Below are 17886 nucleotides of genomic sequence, written 5' to 3'. Positions count from 1 at the left end.
CTAAAGCGCTAGGTTTTTACGAATAAAGAAGTATGAAAGTAAATCCAAATTATCTCGGTCGTTTGTTTACGGAGAATGAATTAACAGAAGAGGAACGTCAGTTGGCGGAGAAACTTCCAGCAATGAGAAAGGAGAAGGGGAAACTTTTCTGTCAACGTTGTGATAGTACTATTCTGGAGGAATGGTATTTGCCCATTGGTGCTTACTATTGTCGAGAGTGCTTGCTGATGAAGCGAGTCAGGAGTGACCAAGCTTTATACTATTTTCCGCAGGAGGATTTTCCTAAACAGGATGTTCTTAAATGGCGTGGTCAATTAACTCCTTTTCAAGAGAAGGTGTCAGAGGGACTGATTCAAGCAGTAGACAAGCAAGAGCCAACTTTAGTTCACGCGGTGACAGGGGCTGGAAAGACAGAAATGATTTATCAAGTTGTGGCTAAGGTGATCAATGCGGGTGGTGCAGTTTGTTTGGCCAGTCCTCGCATAGATGTTTGTTTGGAGCTGTACAAGCGCCTGCAAAATGATTTTTCTTGTGAGGTAGCCCTCCTACATGGAGAATCGGAACCTTATTTTCGAACACCATTAGTTGTTGCGACGACTCATCAGTTATTGAAATTTTATCAAGCTTTTGATTTACTGATAGTGGATGAAGTAGATGCCTTTCCTTATGTTGATAATCTAACGCTTTACCATGCTGTCAAGAATAGTGTAAAGGAGAATGGGCTGAGAATCTTTTTAACAGCGACTTCGACAGATGAATTAGATAGGAAAGTCCGTTTAGGAGAATTAAAAAGACTGAGCTTGCCTAGACGATTCCATGGGAATCCGTTGATTATTCCTAAACCAGTTTGGTTATCGGATTTTAATCGTTATTTGGATAAAAATCGTTTGTCACCAAAGTTAAAGTCTTATATTGAGAAACAGAGAAAGACAGCTTATCCGTTACTCATTTTTGCATCAGAAATTAAGAAAGGAGAGCAACTAAAAGAAATTTTACAGGAGCAATTTCCAAATGAGAAAATTGGTTTTGTGTCTTCTGTCACAGAAGATCGATTGGAGCAAGTACAAGCTTTTCGAGACGGAGAACTGACAATACTTATCAGTACGACGATATTGGAACGTGGAGTTACCTTCCCTTGTGTGGATGTTTTTGTAGTAGAGGCCAATCATCGTTTGTTTACCAAGTCTAGTTTGATTCAGATTGGTGGACGAGTTGGACGAAGCATGGATAGACCGACAGGAGATTTGCTTTTCTTTCATGACGGATTAAATGATTCAATCAAGAAGGCGATTAAGGAAATTCAGCAGATGAACAAGGAGGCAGGGTTATGAAGTGTTTGTTATGTGGGCAGACTATGAAGACTGTTTTAACTTTTAGTAGTCTCTTGTTTTTGAAGAATGATGACTCTTATCTTTGCTCAGGCTGTGATTCTACTCTTGAGAGGATTGGAGAAGAGCACTGTTCAAACTGTATGAAAACAGGTTTGTCAACAAAGTGTCAAGATTGTCAATTTTGGTGTAAAGAAGGAGTTGAAGTCAGTCATAGAGCGATTTTTACTTACAATCAAGCTATGAAGGATTTTTTCAGTCGGTATAAGTTTGACGGAGACTTCCTTTTAAGAAAAGTTTTCGCTTCAGTTTTAAGTGCGGAGTTGAGAAAGTACAAAGAGTATCAATTTGTTGTAATTCCCCTAAGTCCTGAAAGATTGCTTGACAGAGGATTTAATCAGGTTGAAGGTTTAGTTGAAGCAGCAGGTTTCAAGTATCTGGATTTATTAGAGAAAAGAGAAGAGAGAGCTAGTTCTTCTAAAAGTCGCTCAGAACGCTTGACGACAGAACTTCCTTTCTTTATTAAAAGTGGAGTCAGCATTCCTAAGAAAATCCTACTTATAGATGATATTTATACTACAGGAACAACTATAAATCGTGTGAAGAAATTGCTGGAAGAAGCTGGTGCTGAGGATGTAAAAACTTTTTCTCTTGTAAGATGAGGAAAAAATTTGCAAAAAAAAAATGAAAGCGTTATAATGAAATCAGAAAAACAAAAATGTTTAGAAAGAAGGTACTCATATGATTAAATATAGTATCCGTGGTGAAAACCTAGAAGTAACAGAAGCAATTCGTGATTATGTAGTTTCTAAACTCGAAAAGATCGAAAAGTATTTTCAAGCTGAACAAGAGTTGGATGCTCGAGTTAACTTGAAGGTGTATCGTGAAAAAACGGCTAAAGTGGAGGTGACGATTCCGCTTGGATCAATTACTCTTCGTGCAGAAGATGTGTCTCAAGATATGTATGGTTCAATTGACCTTGTAACCGATAAAATTGAACGTCAGATTCGTAAAAATAAAACAAAAATTGAGCGTAAAAATAAAAACAAGGTAGCAACTAGTCAATTATTTACAGATGCCTTGGTGGAAGATCCAAATGTTGTCCAGTCTAGAGTTGTTCGTTCAAAACAAATTGATTTAAAACCAATGGATTTGGAAGAAGCTATTCTACAGATGGATTTGTTGGGACATGATTTCTTTATCTATGTGGATGTTGAAGATCAAACAACTAATGTGATTTATCGTCGTGAGGATGGCGAAATTGGTTTGTTAGAAGTTAAAGAATCTTAATTTCAATATGTGTAAAGGAAGGTTTACTGAATTGTAAACCTCCTTTTTATTATAGTTTGTAGAATTGCTAATTACACTTTTAAAAAGTCGCTTTTTGGTGGTTATTATGGTATAATGGGTGCCAAGAGGTTTGGAATGAAAAAATTTTATGTAAGTCCTATTTTCCCCTTAATATTAGGAATAGTGGCGTTCGGAGTGCTATCTGTGCAACTTGTTTTTGTAACGAATACACTGGTAACGCTATTTCTTTTGCTACTTATTTTGGGTTCATATATTTTACTATTCATCCATCAAAGAGACTACTACTCAAGGAGTGAAGTAGAACAAATCCAGTATGTAAACCACCAAGCTGAAGATAGTTTGACAACCTTGTTAGAACAGATGCCTGTCGGAGTCATTAAATTAGACTTGTCGTCAGGTGACGTTGAATGGTTTAATCCTTATGCTGAATTGATTTTGACTAATGAAGTGGGCGAGATTGATGTGGCATTAATTCAAACAATTATCAAGGCTTCTGTGGGGAACCCAGGTTCTTATGCTACCTTGGGTGAGACCCGTTATTCGGTTCATATGGACAAGGTGTCTGGGGTTCTTTACTTCTTTGATGTGTCTGGTGAATATGAAGCGACTGTTGAGTTAGTAACGAGTCGGCCTGTGATTGGAATCGTTTCTGTTGATAATTACGATGATTTAGAAGATGAAACATCAGAGTCTGATATCAGTCATATCAATAGTTTTGTGGCCAATTTTGTTTCAGAATTTGCTGGAAAACATGCCATGTTCTCTCGTCGAGTGAGTATGGACCGTTTCTATCTCTTTACGGACTACACGGTACTTGAGGGATTGATGAATGATAAATTTTCTGTTATTGATGCTTTCAGAGAAGAGTCCAAACAGAGACAGTTACCTTTGACCTTAAGTATGGGCTTTTCTTATGGTGATGGAAATCATGATGAAATAGGGAAAGTTGCTTTACTCAACTTGAACTTGGCTGAAGTGCGTGGTGGAGACCAGGTGGTTGTCAAGGAGAATGATGAAACGAAAAATCCCGTTTATTTTGGTGGTGGGTCTGCTGCGTCAATCAAACGTACACGGACTCGTACGCGCGCTATGATGACAGCTATTTCAGATAAGATTCGGAGTGTGGATCAAGTTTTTGTAGTTGGTCACAAAAATCTAGATATGGATGCTTTGGGTTCTGCTGTAGGTATGCAGTTGTTTGCTAGCAATGTGACTGAAAATAGTTATGCTCTTTATGATGAAGATCAAATGTCACCAGATATTGAACGAGCTGTTTCATTCTTAGAAAAAGAAGGAGTTACGAAGTTGTTGTCTGTTAAGGAGGCGATGGGCTTGGTGACCAATCGTTCTTTGTTGATTCTTGTAGACCATTCGAAGACTGCCTTAACTTTATCGAAAGAATTTTATAATTTATTTACCCAAACCATCGTCATTGACCACCACAGAAGGGATCAGGATTTTCCCGATAATGCCGTTATCACTTATATCGAAAGTGGTGCAAGCAGTGCCAGTGAGTTGGTAACGGAATTGATTCAGTTCCAGAATTCTAAGAAAAATCGTCTGAGTCGTATGCAAGCCAGTGTCTTGATGGCTGGTATGATGCTGGATACTAAAAATTTCACTTCACGAGTGACTAGTCGGACATTTGATGTTGCGAGTTATCTCAGAACGAGAGGAAGTGACAGTATTGTCATCCAAGAAATTGCTGCGACAGATTTTGAAGAATATCGTGAGGTCAACGAACTGATTTTACAGGGGTGTAAATTAGGTTCAGATGTATTGATAGCAGAGGCTCAGGACTCGAAATGCTATGATACAGTTGTTATTAGTAAGGCAGCAGATGCCATGTTAGCTATGTCAGGTATTGAAGCGAGTTTTGTTCTTGCGAAGAATACACAAGGATTTATCTCTATCTCAGCTCGTAGTCGTAGTAAATTGAATGTACAACGGATTATGGAAGAGCTAGGTGGTGGGGGCCACTTTAATTTGGCAGCAGCTCAAATTAAAGATTTAACCTTGTCAGAAGCAGGTGAAAAACTGACAGAAATTGTATTAAATGAAATAAAGGAAAAGGAGAAAGAAGAATGAAAGTAATCTTTTTAGCAGATGTTAAAGGAAAAGGAAAAAAAGGCGAAATTAAGGAAGTACCAACAGGGTATGCGCAAAACTTTCTTATCAAAAAGAATCTAGCCAAAGAAGCAACTGCTCAAGCGGTAGGTGAGCTTCGTGGTAAACAAAAATCTGAAGAAAAAGCTCACGCTGAGATGATTGCAGAAGCAAAAGCAATTAAAGCCCAACTTGAAGCAGAGGAAACTGTTGTAGAATTTGTTGAAAAAGTTGGTCCAGATGGCCGTACTTTTGGTTCTATTACCAATAAGAAAATTGCGGAAGAATTGCAAAAGCAATTTGGGATCAAGATTGATAAACGTCATATCCAAGTACAAGCTCCGATTCGAGCAGTTGGTTTGATTGATGTGCCAGTGAAAATCTATCAAGATATCACAAGTATCATCAATCTTCGTGTGAAAGAAGGGTAAATTTACACCTTCTTGACAAGATTGTAAAAGGAAGGGAAGCCAGATGGCAGAAGTAGAAGAGTTACGGGTACAACCTCAAGATATCTTAGCTGAGCAATCCGTTTTGGGTGCTATCTTTATTGATGAGAGTAAGCTTGTTTTTGTACGAGAATATATTGAGTCTCGGGACTTTTTTAAGTATGCCCATCGTTTGATTTTCCAAGCCATGGTTGATTTATCGGATCGTGGCGATGCTATAGATGCAACAACGGTTCGTACCATTCTTGATAATCAAGGTGATTTACAGAATATTGGTGGCTTGTCTTACTTGGTTGAGATTGTCAATTCTGTGCCAACTTCTGCTAATGCAGAGTACTATGCTAAGATTGTTGCAGAAAAAGCCATGCTACGGCGTTTAATCGCTAAGTTGACAGAGTCTGTCAATCAAGCTTACGAGGCTTCACAACCAGCTGATGAAATTATTGCTCAGGCAGAAAAAGGGTTGATTGATGTCAGTGAAAATGCTAATCGAAGTGGATTTAAGAATATTCGAGATGTGTTGAATGTCAACTTTGGAAATCTGGAAGCTCGCTCGCAACAAACGACTGATATTACAGGGATTGCGACAGGCTATCGTGACTTGGATCATATGACGACTGGTTTGCATGAGGAGGAGTTGATTATCCTAGCAGCTCGTCCAGCTGTCGGTAAGACAGCCTTTGCCTTGAATATTGCTCAGAATATTGGGACCAAGTTGGACAAGACGGTAGCTATCTTTTCGCTCGAAATGGGTGCGGAAAGTCTAGTGGATCGTATGTTGGCTGCAGAAGGGTTGGTTGAGTCGCATTCTATTCGTACGGGTCAACTGACTGATGAGGAATGGCAAAAATATACCATTGCTCAAGGGAATCTAGCCAATGCAAGTATCTATATTGATGATACTCCAGGAATTAGGATTACAGAGATTCGATCACGTTCACGTAAATTGGCTCAAGAAACTGGAAATCTTGGTTTGATTTTGATAGATTACTTGCAGCTTATCACGGGAACTGGCCGAGAAAACCGCCAACAAGAAGTTTCAGAAATTTCACGTCAGTTGAAAATTTTAGCTAAGGAACTGAAAGTTCCAGTAATCGCTCTAAGTCAGCTTTCTCGTGGTGTAGAACAACGTCAGGATAAGAGACCGGTCTTGTCTGATATTCGTGAATCGGGATCTATCGAGCAGGATGCTGATATCGTAGCCTTTCTTTATCGTGACGATTACTATGAGCGTGGTGGTGAAGAAGAGGAAGGTATCCCAAATAATAAGGTAGAAGTTATCATTGAGAAAAACCGTAGTGGAGCTCGTGGAACTGTGGAATTAATTTTCCAAAAAGAATACAATAAATTTTCAAGTATATCAAAAAGGGAGGAAATAAGATGACAGATGCATTTACAGATGTAGCTAAGATGAAAAAAATTAAAGAGGAAATCAAGGCGCATGAGGGTCATGTAATCGAAATGACTTTGGAAAATGGGCGTAAGCGCCAAAAAAATAGATTGGGTAAGCTAATTGAAGTTTATCCATCCCTATTTATCGTGGAATTTGGGAACGTTGAAGGAGATAAACAAGCTAATGTTTATGTTGAGTCCTTTACTTACTCAGATATTCTTACAGAAAAGAATTTGATTCATTATCTTGACTAAAGTGAGAAATTTTCTCACTTTTTCTTTTTTCTCCGAATAGTTTAAGTGAAGGTAATCTTCAATTTATATTATTTTTCAAGGAGGAAGAATGAAAGTTTTACCATTCAAAGTAACAGAGACAGGATTTTCTTTGAGAAAATCAGTTAAAAAGGTTGTTCCTTTTTTAGTAGCAGGATTGATGCTAGCAGCAAGTGATAGTGTATATGCCTATTCTGGAGGAAATGGATCGATTGCGCGTGGGGATGATTATCCTGCTTACTATAAAAATGGGAGTCAGGAAATTGATAAGTGGCGCATGTACTCTCGTCAGTGTACTTCATTTGCAGCCTTTCGATTGAGTAGTGTCAATGGTTTTGAGATTACAGGAGCTTATGGAAATGCGAATGAATGGGGCTATCGTGCTCGTCGTGAAGGCTATCGTGTAGATAGTGTACCAACGATTGGATCGATTGCTTGGTCTACTGCAGGAGGATATGGTCATGTTGCCTGGGTTTCAAATGTAATGGGGGATAATATAGAAATTGAGGAATACAACTATGGTTATACAGGATCCTATAATAAACGAATTATAAAAGCCAATACGATGACAGGATTTATTCATTTTAAAGATTTGGATGGGGGTAATGTAGTAAGTAGTGGCAAAGTATTCGATAGTCAACCGTTGTCTTCGACAGGAGGAACACATTATTTTAAGAATAAGGCAGCTATAAAAAATCAACCTTTAGTTAGTGCAACTTCAATTGCATATTATTCTCCAGGTGAGAGTGTTCATTATGATCAGGTACTTGAAAAAGATGGGTACAAGTGGTTGAGTTATATATCTTATAGTGGAAGTCGTCGTTATATTCAGTTAGAGGAGGTTGCGTCATCGCAGAATCAAACAGAAGGTAGTTCCAATGATGTTCTGACTGTTGGTTGGAAGAAAATAAATGGTAGTTGGTATCATTTCAAATCAAATAGTTCTAAATCAACAGGATGGCTGAAAGACGGTTCTAGTTGGTATTATTTGAAATCATCTGGTGAAATGCAGACAGGATGGTTAAAGGAAAATGGTCTGTGGTACTATTTGGACAGTTCAGGTGCAATGAAAACAGGATGGTACCAAGTATCTGGTAAGTGGTATTATTCTTACTCTTCAGGCGCTTTAGCTGTTAATACGACAGTGGATGGCTACAGAGTAAACAGTGATGGAGAACGAGTATAGAAAATGAGAGTAGGAAAAATTTCCTGCTCTTTTCTGTAAGCAGTTTCCTTGACTTTTTTTTTGTTTTGCGCTATCATATGTCCATATAATGTATGGGAGTCTGTGTACAGTCTGAGAGGAAGTGTTAAACTTCGACCGCACCTGATCTGGGTAATGCCAGCGTAGGGAACGATACTTAGTCTATTCTTCACCTTTTCCATATATGGTAAAGGTTTTTCTTTTTATAAAGAGGAAAACGAGAAGAGGAGGTTGTTATGAAAGCAAGCATTGCCTTGCAAGTTTTACCCCTATCACAGGGGATTGATCGGATTACTGTTATCGATCAGGTTATTGCTTATCTGCAAGCTCAAGAAGTGACCATGGTAGTGACACCATTTGAAACGGTCTTGGAAGGGGAGTTTGATGAGCTCATGCGCATTCTCAAAGAAGCGCTAGAAGTGGCAGGGCAGGAGGCAGATAACGTCTTTGCCAATGTCAAAATAAATGTAGGAGAGATTTTAAGTATTGATGAGAAACTTGAAAAGTATACTGAGACGACACATTAGTCTATTGGGCTTTCTCGGAGTCTTGTCAATTTGGCAGTTAGCAGGTTTTCTTAAACTTCTCCCCAAGTTTATCCTGCCGACACCTCTTGAAATTCTCCAGGCCTTTGCTCGTGATAGAGAATTTCTCTGGCACCATAGCTGGGCCACCTTGAGAGTGGCTTTACTGGGGTTGGTTCTAGGAGTCTTGATTGCCTGTCTCATGGCTGTGCTTATGGACAGTTTGACTTGGCTTAATGACCTGATTTACCCTATGATGGTGGTCGTCCAGACCATTCCGACCATTGCCATAGCTCCTATCTTGGTCTTGTGGCTAGGTTATGGGATTTTGCCCAAGATTGTCTTGATTATCTTGACGACAACCTTTCCTATCATAGTCAGCATTTTGGATGGTTTTAGGCATTGTGATAAGGATATGCTGACCCTATTTAGTCTGATGCGGGCCAAGCCTTGGCAAATCCTGTGGCATTTTAAAATTCCAGTCAGCCTGCCCTACTTTTATGCAGGTCTGAGGGTCAGTGTCTCCTACGCCTTTATCACAACAGTGGTATCTGAGTGGTTGGGAGGCTTTGAAGGACTAGGTGTCTACATGATTCAGTCCAAGAAACTGTTTCAGTATGATACCATGTTTGCTATTATTATTCTGGTATCGATTATCAGCCTTCTTGGTATGAAATTGGTCGATATTAGTGAAAAATATGTTATTAAATGGAAACGTTCGTAGAATTAGAATGTTTCTGAAAAAGAAAAGAGGAAATCAAAATGAAGAAAACATGGAAAGTGTTTTTAACGCTTGTGACAGCTCTTGTAGCTGTTGTGCTTGTGGCCTGTGGTCAAGGAACTGCTTCTAAGGATAACAAAGAAGCAGAACTCAAGAAAATTGACTTTATCCTAGACTGGACACCAAATACCAACCACACAGGGCTTTATGTTGCCAAGGAAAAAGGCTATTTCAAAGAAGCTGGAGTGGATGTTGACTTGAAATTGCCACCAGAAGAAAGTTCTTCTGACTTGGTTATCAATGGTAAGGCACCATTTGCAGTGTATTTCCAAGACTACATGGCTAAAAAATTGGAAAAAGGTGCAGGAATCACTGCCGTTGCAGCTATCGTTGAGCACAATACATCAGGAATTATTTCTCGTAAATCTGACAATGTAAGCAGTCCGAAGGACTTGGTTGGTAAGAAATACGGAACTTGGAATGACCCAACTGAGCTTGCAATGTTGAAAACCTTGGTAGAATCACAAGGTGGGGACTTTGAGAAGGTTGAAAAAGTACCAAATAACGACTCAAACTCTATCACACCGATTGCCAATGGCGTCTTTGACACTGCTTGGATTTACTACGGTTGGGATGGTATCCTTGCTAAATCTCAAGGTGTAGATGCTAATTTCATGTATTTGAAAGACTACGTTAAAGAATTTGACTACTACTCACCAGTTATCATCGCAAACAACGACTATTTGAAAGACAACAAAGAAGAAGCTCGTAAAGTCATCCAAGCCATCAAAAAAGGTTACCAATATGCCATGGAGCATCCAGAAGAAGCAGCTGATATCCTCATCAAAAATGCACCTGAACTTCAGGAAAAACGTGACTTTGTCATCGAATCTCAAAAATACTTGTCAAAAGAATACGCAAGCGACAAGGAAAAATGGGGTCAATTTGATGCAGCTCGCTGGAACGCCTTCTACAAATGGGATAAAGAAAATGGTATCCTTAAAGAAGACTTGACAGACAAAGGCTTCACCAACGAATTTGTGAAATAATGACAGAAATTAGACTAGAACACGTCAGTTATGCTTATGGTCAGGAGAGGATTTTAGAGGACATCAATCTGAAAGTGACTTCAGGTGAAGTGGTTTCCATCCTAGGTCCAAGTGGTGTTGGAAAGACGACCCTCTTTAATCTAATCGCTGGGATTTTAGAAGTTCAGTCAGGGAGAATTGTCCTTGATGGTGAAGAAAATCCCAAGGGGCGGGTGAGTTATATGCTACAAAAGGATCTACTCTTGGAGCACAAGACGGTGCTTGGCAATATCATCCTGCCCCTCTTGATTCAAAAAGTGGATAAGGCGGAGGCCATTGCCCGAGCAGATGAAATCCTTGCGACCTTTCAGCTAACGGCGGTACGGGATAAGTATCCTCATGAACTTAGCGGTGGGATGCGTCAGCGTGTGGCCTTGCTCAGGACCTACCTTTTCGGGCACAAGCTCTTTCTCTTGGATGAGGCCTTTAGCGCCTTGGATGAGATGACAAAGATGGAACTCCACGCTTGGTACCTTGAGATTCACAAGCAGTTGCACCTGACAACATTGATTATTACTCATAGTATCGAGGAGGCCCTCAATCTCAGCGACCGCATCTATGTCTTGAAAAATCGCCCTGGGCAGATTGTTTCAGAAATTAAACTAGATTGGTCTGAAGATGAAGACAAGGAAGTTCAAAAGATTGCCTACAAACGTCAAATCTTGGCAGAATTAGGCTTAGAATAAGTAGAAAAATAGGGAGTTGGTGAAGATTATCCTTTACCAGCGCCCTTTTTCTTTTAAAAATGAGAAAATTTCGGTATAATAGTCAATTATACCGAAATCATTCTATAATCGTTGATACATAAGGGTTTTATGTATCGCTTTTTTTATTTTGTGGACTTTTTTAAGAACTTTTTATTTTTTCGAGGGCAGTTTCAAAGAATGAGACTGCTCTTTTTTGGTTCTCTTTTGATAAATGGCTGTAAGTGTCCATGGTTACAGATATTTTTGCATGGCCAAGCCGTGTCTGTATCTCCTTGTAAGGTAGACCAGCATTAAGCAAGATACTAGCGTGAGTGTGTCGGAAAGCATGAAAGCCTAAGTCAGTACAGTTAGCGTTTTTTAAGTGCTTATGTAGGCGATAATCAACCTTTCGAGTATTGACATAGTTGTCAAAGCTATCAGAGAATACTTTTTCATAGGTTAAGCCAATATTTCTACCGTTTTCCGCTTGTCTCGCTCGATAGAGACGAAGCATGAGCACCGTTTTATGATCGATATCTAAAACTCTATAGCTTGATTTTGTCTTAGGACTGTTTACCTGGTTTAAAATGTTGAGTGTTTTGTTAATATCGATCGTTCCGTTCTGCAGGTCAATATCAGACCATTCCAGAGCCAGACATTCACGGATGCGCAGTCCAGTAGCTAGGAGCGTTTTATAAAGCACAGTATCATAAAAATTGATAAAGGTATTTTCTAGGTTATCGAGATAGGAGAGAAAGCTTTTAAGTTCCTGATCTTGAAAGTATTTAATTTCTTGTTTATCTCTTGTTATCTTTCTAGGAATGACAATATCACGAGCAGGGTTATTGTCTAATGCCTGGATAGAAACTCCGTATTGTAGAATACGTTTATTTAAGGCATGAAGGTGATTGTATTCTTTATACCCCGTTCCGTCCTGATTGTACTGATCCGCCCACTTATTTACCTGAGTTTGGATAATAACAGGGGTGAGTTTATCTAGTTTGTAAGTGCCAAATGAGGGCAAGAAATAGTTATTTAAGCAGCCTTTTATCTTTATCTGTGTATTAGTCTTTATGGTATGCTGGTAGGTTTGCCAAAACAAGTCTACAAGTTCGCTATAGGTTGTTATATGTGAGCGTTGTTTCCGTGTAGAGCCGTTTTTCTCAAATTCTACCTTGGCCTGAGTGGCCTTATTTCTGAGTTCTTTTTTTGTTCGTGCTGATATGGTAGTCTTGACCTTCTTACCAGTTACAGAATCAATGCCAAGATAGATACTAGAGCGGTAGACTGCTGATCCGTCTTTTTTCGTGTGTTGTGTAATTTTCATGGTTTTAACTCCTTTTCCATCAGCAGGCAAGCAATTAGAAAAGGTTTTGAGTTTATACCATGCGAGGAGCTACGAGAATGCCCCTATTTTCGATTTTAAGCAGTCAGACGGTAAATTGTACCAGAATAGGAAATAAGGCGGATATGGGGCTTGAAAATGCCCATATATTGCAAGTAGTTCTATCTTAATGTGTCGGTGATATTATACCAATTATTCGGAAATCCAAGTGTATCCAATACAATGCCGGCTTCAATGGAGTGCGCTTTTTTATTTAGAGCTTTGGTTCTTTTTATAATAGTGTTATGTAATTGAGCGTATTGTGTGGACGCAAGTAGGCATTGCAAGGCAAGAAAAACATAATATACAGATTGTCTTGACGTATTAGCATTATTATTGTAATAGTGAAAATAAGCTAGTTGTGGAAGATTCTCCCGACATTTATAATTGAAAAGTTTATTATTATGAGCAGTGATATTTCTAATTTCTAGTATATTTTTAATAATACTTTCTAAAGCCTTTCCGCTTAAAAGGTCTTTACTAGGTCTATTTTGGATGTATTCAATATTTTCTTGTAAGAATGGTGATAAATCTCTAGCTATTTGATTTTTTATATCAGTGTTTAGATTTCTATAAAAGTTAAATGCTTGCCCTAGTGTAAGTTCATTGATGATAACCCAGAAAGGAACAACGCCATGTTGTTTATAGTGGTGTTTTATAGAATTGTTTTGCTTATCCCTATTATAATCATTGAGTATTCTAGCTAATATACTGATTAAATTTGTAATTTGTGCGAGCCTTTTTGCATCTTTTTGTGTTTCAAAATTATTAATATCTAGATAAGAGTATGGCTTTGGATATGATTCTGAAAAACGATATGCCAGTACGGATTTAAAGTGTTTTTCTGCATCTATAATTGCTTTTAAAAAAGCTGATTTAATTTCTTTATCGTAAAAGTGTGTTGCAGCTATTTCTCTAAAGTCTGCACCAGCTATAAATTTATCTTTTGATGTTTGAAAAAACTTACTATATCCGTTGACGACGTTGTAATAGTTGTTAGTTAGAAGGTATCTTTTGCATTCTTCTATGTTATCTATTTCTAAACCTCTAGACTGGAGAAGTTTTATTTGTTCATCTAATGTTTGAAATGGTTTCATATATATTCCTTGTATACAAAAACACCACCTAGTAGCACTAGGCGGTGTTTCGCGTACTCTGTTCCCTTGGGAGCAGAAACTCTTCTCATTGCCTAATAATACTGTAATTTTTAGTTTTTGTCAATATTTTTAGTTTGTTTTTTAAAAATTTTTGAGTATCGAAAAAACTCAACGCTGGGAACGTTGCTTTTATTGCATTGTCAGACAAGTTAGCAGTAGCAGGCTTGTCTTTTTCTATTTGTCAATTTCGCTTATTTTTGCGTTTTAGTCTGTAAAATCGGCTTTCTATTCTTCAATTTCCCCTGTTTTTGCACAATAGACCTTAGAAATAGGGGCGTTATTGGCGAATATGGGGGAGTTTTTTAATTTACGATGATTTCTCCAACAGGGATAAAATCTTTTTGTTTTGAAGATTTTGCGATTAAGTCGTATTGATCAGCAGATTTTTCATACCCAAGGGAAAGAGTAGTATTGTCGTCTGGTAATTTTTTAGCAAACTCAGATATAGACATCCGAAATACGGTAATTGCATTTTGCTGATTAGTTGTAGCAGAATTTGAATTGATTGCGTCCATAGTCTCTTTTGCGCTATCTTTAGCAGTTCCAGTTAGCAAAATTATGATTGTATCATGTGGTTCGGATGAATCTGAATCGATTACGTTATTTTGAATTTTAACGCTTATTGCTCCAGTTGATTCAGGATCTAATTTTGATTTGATTTCAGAAATTAGATTGTCGTACTTACTGTTATCTACTTTGGTTTTAACGTTTGTTGAAGTAGTGTTTTTTTGCTCCGTTTTTGGTTGCTCCGAGCTATCTTTAGTAGTTGATTGATTGTTAGAGCAAGCCACTAGGACGGTAGCAGAAAGTAAAATAGCTGATGTGCTTAGTAATTTTTTCATAAGTAGCCTCCTATATGCTGATGTTTTCTAATAAAAGATGGGGAATTTTTATAGAATCTTCTCAAATACCATTGTGGCTTGAATGCGGTCACCACCGCCTAAACCTTTGCTTCCACCATTGGCGGTTGTGATGGTATGAAGGCGATAACCTTTTGCTACTTGGGTGTTAATGACGTTTTCTAATTCTGTCAAATTTCCTGATCCAGTACCAAAAAATTTCTCTTTTAAGGTTACTTGAAGGACAACGTAGTGTAGTCCATTTACTCCAGAAGCAGTAGAAAAACTACCTTCTTGTTTTACAGTGTCAAAAAATCCCATGGGGTCACTCCTTATTAGTTTTTAATTAGATAATTCTAAGTAAATTCTAAATTATTTTTTATCAGTATACTCTTTTATGATACCTATATCTTTATTTTTTTCGTATAGACTATTTACTAGTTGCATAACGATTTTTTTATCAGATGTTGACAGGGTTAGAAAAGAACCGAAAAAATTTTGAAAAAGTAGTGGCAATTGTCCAAGAGCTATATAGATTCTTGAAATATTATCAGAAAGAGTCCCGTCGATTTCTTCATAATTATCTTCGGGTTGAGTTTTTTCCCACTCTTCAAGAATAAGATCCTTAATATCTTGTTCGATTATGGGAAGGCTTTCAGCTTGTACAAAAAGAGATAAATCCCGCTTACCGTTTTTTCGATTAGTTTCATCATATTCTGAAATTATATTTTTAAAATCTGGGTTGGTGAGTAATAATTTTGCCATATTTCTATAGCTATCAAATGCTTCATTTTGAATAGTGATATAATCCTCATACCCCAATAGATGCCCAACGCTTACCCCAAAGTAGTCAGCTAGTTGCTGGGCTTTATCTGGTTTGATTTGGCTTTCTCCGTTTTCCCATTTTTGGTAACCTCTACGGGTCACGCCCATAGCTTTAGCGACGACCTCTTGTGTGTCGCCTTTTTTTTGTCTTAATTCTTTTAGTCTGTTCATATATATTACCTCAATTTTAATTATATCACAAAACAATAAAAAGCTAACAAAAAATTCACTTTTTGTTATTTAATCATTGACAGCTAACAAAAAATACGCTATACTACAAGAAAGCTAACAAATAGTTAGCGAAAGAAAGGAGGAACTTCATTGCTTATTACCTCAACACAAGCAAAAGCGATCCGCCGAAAGCAAGCAGATAAGAAATTGACTGCAAAGCAAGCAGGCGAAGAAATCGGAGTTACACAAGTTACCTATCGAAAAATTCGAGACGGTGGCGAAGTAAAGCCTAGTATTTATCAAAAAGCCATGCAGTGGCTTGCTGAAGATTATTAGAAAGGAGCGAACTAATCGTAATACTACTCTACATTTACAGATTTCTCATGTGGTGCTTTACCACTGGGGATTGATAAACGGGTCTAGTTAAATATTTGATAGAGTGATTTGCTTGCTACCTATGGCAGTATCAAGGGTTTGTAGGGGTTTATTCTCTCCTAAATTTTCCCTACCTCAATGATTTACCTTGGTACTGTTTTAGGTGGCAAGCACGAGCAACAAGAAGAAAGGAAACTTATGGAACTAGTATATATAGACGGCAAGAAAGAGCCGTATACACTGAGCAGTATTGTGGCAGAGTGTACAAACTTACAGCATCACACAATAACCAAGACAATCCGCAAACATCAAGCAAGGTTTGAAGGGTTCGGAAAGGTTGGATTTAAAATCCAAGCTATGGAAAGTGGCCAGAATACTAAGGATTATATTTTGAATGAGCAACAAGCGACCTTGTTAGTTACATTCTTAAAAAATACTGAGCAAGTGGCCAACTTCAAAACCAACCTAGTCAAAGCCTTCTTTGAAATGCGTGATGAACTTTCTAAACGCTATCTTCAAAGAGAACTGGAAAAGCCAAAGCGCAAAAGCTTAACCGAAGCTATCCAAGCATGGGAGAAAGCACCTAAGCACGCCTATAGTACCCTTACAAACTTACTACTAAAGGGAGTGACAGGGAAGAATAAAGCGCAACTCATGAAGGAGCGAGAAAGTAAGAACGGTATTGATGGCTTAACAAGTGTAGAGCTGACAAACTACCAACGTTTGGAAGATATGGCAATAGCTATGATTAACTTGAATAGGGGATATTCAGAAATTAAGGAATTCATTTTTAAAGTATAGGAGTATAGAAAATGGAAAATGATTTTAAGACAGTTAAAAATGCCAAGGGGTTAGAAATTCCCAAGTATCCCAAGGATTTTAAAAAGCTAGTTGAGAAAGACAGACAACTAGCCGAATATCTTTGTATGAACTACGAGAACCTGGAGAGTGAAGACCTGGGCGCATTTCTTGAAATGGTGGAGCAGGGATTCAGCTGGATTCTGGATCTTATCGAAAGTAAAGACTTGCTTTATAAACCACAGTCGGGTAGTAATCATGCAAAAAGAAAATAAAAAAATCACTTGCTCAAATTTTGGCCAAGGCGAGCAAGCGACGAGATTCAAGGTATAGAAATTTTTTCTATGCTCTGATTATAGCAAAAAATATCTATTCTATCAAATACCTAAAGAAAAACCGAAGAGCAGGCAAGCAATTAGAAAAGGTTTTGAAATCAAGTGCTGACACGGTGATTCTAAGCACTTGTTTAGCAAAAATGTGGGTGGATCACCCACGAAACATCACTACATGCGTCCGCCAACTAGGGGCAATCGCCCAGCGTTTGGGGTGGTGAAACAATCCAATATAGGAAAAAGCAGGAAAAAGGCACAGGAAAACAATATGACATTAAACATAAAGGAAATTCAAGAGCAAGGGGGCAGACTTGGAGATGTGCTTCCCAGAATTGAATTAGTTAGACAGTTGAGCAATTCGCTGATAATGGCGAAAAATAACGGAGCAGATACTGCTATCTTATCTGGACAGATGAAAGAGGGTTTGGCCGTTATTCGTGACCAGATGGAACAACTCTATAGAGAGTTGGACGGGATTGCAGTTTATCTCCTTAATTGTGAGAATTTTGAAGAATTGGGGTACAAGTCAGATGATAACACCAGACATAAGAAAAATGACACAAACAGAATTTGATAACTTTATGGTTGATTTAAATGAAAATGAACCAAACCTATTCCAGTTTATCGTTGATTTTATCAATAAAAAAGTATCTATCAAGGAAGTTGAAGCTTTCCAAAATATGGGACATCAAGCCCAACATTTATATATCAAGAATTACCAAGCGAGGGCATAGCATGAATGAACTAGAATTAAGCAATACGCAGTCTATTGTCTTTACTTTGCTACTGCTTTGCCTACTACTTTATCTAAACCGTCGAGACCGCAAAAAAAGCGCTCAAATCGAGCGAGAGAGTACACAGACGATAGAAACGACTAGCGAGGAATTAAACCCTGATTATGGGCGATATATTTAGCTTGCAGG

General features: G+C 38.1%; 22 protein-coding genes and 1 other annotated feature. Of the genes, 17 read left to right on the top strand and 5 right to left on the bottom strand.

The features are described 5' to 3' along the window. Positions 1-32 precede the first annotated feature (32 nt). The 12 genes from AXK38_09980 to AXK38_09925 all read left to right on the top strand — a co-directional run bounded on the left by AXK38_09980 (position 33) and on the right by AXK38_09925 (position 11082). Complete coding sequence (locus AXK38_09980) at positions 33-1331, top strand: helicase (protein AMH89553.1); 1299 nt, start codon at positions 33-35, stop codon at positions 1329-1331. Continuing rightward, positions 1328-1990: a competence protein ComF gene (locus AXK38_09975; protein AMH89552.1), complete on the top strand. Its 663-nt coding sequence runs from the start codon at positions 1328-1330 to the stop codon at positions 1988-1990. The genes AXK38_09980 and AXK38_09975 overlap by 4 nt, the downstream gene beginning before the upstream one ends. A 79-nt stretch (positions 1991-2069) precedes the next feature. After that, positions 2070-2618 carry a ribosome-associated factor Y gene (locus tag AXK38_09970; GenBank protein AMH89551.1) on the top strand — a complete coding sequence of 183 codons (549 nt, stop codon included), beginning with the start codon at positions 2070-2072 and terminating at the stop codon, positions 2616-2618. Between the two features lie 135 nt (positions 2619-2753). Continuing rightward, positions 2754-4727 (top strand): phosphoesterase, encoded by a 1974-nt coding sequence (locus AXK38_09965; GenBank protein AMH89550.1) that lies wholly within the window; start codon positions 2754-2756, stop codon positions 4725-4727. Next, a complete protein-coding gene (locus AXK38_09960; protein AMH89549.1) occupies positions 4724-5176 on the top strand; it encodes a 50S ribosomal protein L9 in 453 nt (150 codons plus the stop codon). The genes AXK38_09965 and AXK38_09960 overlap by 4 nt, the downstream gene beginning before the upstream one ends. 43 nt (positions 5177-5219) lie before the next feature. Continuing rightward, the gene (locus AXK38_09955; GenBank protein AMH89548.1) at positions 5220-6578 is read left to right on the top strand and encodes a replicative DNA helicase; all 1359 of its coding nucleotides are present in this window, start codon (positions 5220-5222) and stop codon (positions 6576-6578) included. Further along, positions 6575-6841, top strand: coding sequence for a hypothetical protein (locus AXK38_09950; protein ID AMH89547.1), 267 nt, complete (start codon positions 6575-6577; stop codon positions 6839-6841). Before AXK38_09955 ends, AXK38_09950 begins: the two co-directional genes overlap by 4 nt. 88 nt (positions 6842-6929) lie before the next feature. Next, positions 6930-8045 carry a choline-binding protein D gene (locus tag AXK38_09945; GenBank protein ID AMH89546.1) on the top strand — a complete coding sequence of 372 codons (1116 nt, stop codon included), beginning with the start codon at positions 6930-6932 and terminating at the stop codon, positions 8043-8045. A gap of 82 nt (positions 8046-8127) precedes the next feature. Then, positions 8128-8230 (top strand) — a binding site (TPP riboswitch). Positions 8231-8299: 69 nt separating this feature from the next. Continuing rightward, entirely contained in the window at positions 8300-8590 is a 291-nt protein-coding gene (locus AXK38_09940) for a hypothetical protein (protein ID AMH89545.1), read from the top strand. Positions 8591-8594: 4 nt separating this feature from the next. Next, a complete protein-coding gene (locus tag AXK38_09935) occupies positions 8595-9311 on the top strand; it encodes a nitrate ABC transporter permease (protein ID AMH89690.1) in 717 nt (238 codons plus the stop codon). A 38-nt stretch (positions 9312-9349) separates the two neighbouring features. Continuing rightward, positions 9350-10357 carry a nitrate ABC transporter substrate-binding protein gene (locus AXK38_09930; protein ID AMH89544.1) on the top strand — a complete coding sequence of 336 codons (1008 nt, stop codon included), beginning with the start codon at positions 9350-9352 and terminating at the stop codon, positions 10355-10357. Beyond that, positions 10357-11082 (top strand): nitrate ABC transporter ATP-binding protein, encoded by a 726-nt coding sequence (locus AXK38_09925; GenBank protein ID AMH89543.1) that lies wholly within the window; start codon positions 10357-10359, stop codon positions 11080-11082. The genes AXK38_09930 and AXK38_09925 overlap by 1 nt, the downstream gene beginning before the upstream one ends. A 160-nt stretch (positions 11083-11242) precedes the next feature. Here AXK38_09925 and AXK38_09920 read toward each other — a convergent pair whose 3' ends face one another. The 5 genes from AXK38_09920 to AXK38_09900 all read right to left on the bottom strand — a co-directional run bounded on the left by AXK38_09920 (position 11243) and on the right by AXK38_09900 (position 15458). Next, positions 11243-12409, bottom strand: coding sequence for an integrase (locus AXK38_09920; GenBank protein ID AMH89542.1), 1167 nt, complete (start codon positions 12407-12409; stop codon positions 11243-11245). A 179-nt stretch (positions 12410-12588) separates the two neighbouring features. Next, positions 12589-13563: a DNA-binding protein gene (locus AXK38_09915; protein ID AMH89541.1), complete on the bottom strand. Its 975-nt coding sequence runs from the start codon at positions 13561-13563 to the stop codon at positions 12589-12591. A gap of 362 nt (positions 13564-13925) precedes the next feature. Further along, on the bottom strand, positions 13926-14465 hold the full coding sequence (locus AXK38_09910; protein ID AMH89540.1) for a hypothetical protein: 540 nt from the start codon (positions 14463-14465) through the stop codon (positions 13926-13928). 48 nt (positions 14466-14513) lie between these two features. Further along, a complete protein-coding gene (locus AXK38_09905) occupies positions 14514-14783 on the bottom strand; it encodes a hypothetical protein (GenBank protein AMH89539.1) in 270 nt (89 codons plus the stop codon). A gap of 51 nt (positions 14784-14834) precedes the next feature. Then, positions 14835-15458: a DNA-binding protein gene (locus AXK38_09900; protein ID AMH89538.1), complete on the bottom strand. Its 624-nt coding sequence runs from the start codon at positions 15456-15458 to the stop codon at positions 14835-14837. Between the two features lie 150 nt (positions 15459-15608). Between AXK38_09900 and AXK38_09895 the strand changes: the two genes are divergently transcribed. The 5 genes from AXK38_09895 (at position 15609) to AXK38_09875 (ending at position 17697) form a co-directional block, all read left to right on the top strand. Next, positions 15609-15794, top strand: coding sequence for a repressor (locus AXK38_09895; protein AMH89537.1), 186 nt, complete (start codon positions 15609-15611; stop codon positions 15792-15794). A 237-nt stretch (positions 15795-16031) separates the two neighbouring features. Beyond that, complete coding sequence (locus AXK38_09890; protein ID AMH89689.1) at positions 16032-16634, top strand: hypothetical protein; 603 nt, start codon at positions 16032-16034, stop codon at positions 16632-16634. Between the two features lie 11 nt (positions 16635-16645). After that, a complete protein-coding gene (locus AXK38_09885) occupies positions 16646-16906 on the top strand; it encodes a hypothetical protein (protein ID AMH89536.1) in 261 nt (86 codons plus the stop codon). Between the two features lie 424 nt (positions 16907-17330). Continuing rightward, the gene (locus AXK38_09880) at positions 17331-17537 is read left to right on the top strand and encodes a hypothetical protein (protein ID AMH89688.1); all 207 of its coding nucleotides are present in this window, start codon (positions 17331-17333) and stop codon (positions 17535-17537) included. Further along, positions 17497-17697: a hypothetical protein gene (locus AXK38_09875; protein ID AMH89687.1), complete on the top strand. Its 201-nt coding sequence runs from the start codon at positions 17497-17499 to the stop codon at positions 17695-17697. The genes AXK38_09880 and AXK38_09875 overlap by 41 nt, the downstream gene beginning before the upstream one ends. The last annotated feature ends 189 nt before the right edge of the window (positions 17698-17886 follow it).

This window comes from Streptococcus mitis (genome assembly GCA_001560895.1).
Taxonomy (GTDB): domain Bacteria; phylum Bacillota; class Bacilli; order Lactobacillales; family Streptococcaceae; genus Streptococcus; species Streptococcus mitis_Q.
The sequence above is the reverse complement of the archived record's forward strand: the minus strand, read 5'-3'. Positions and strand labels throughout refer to the sequence as shown.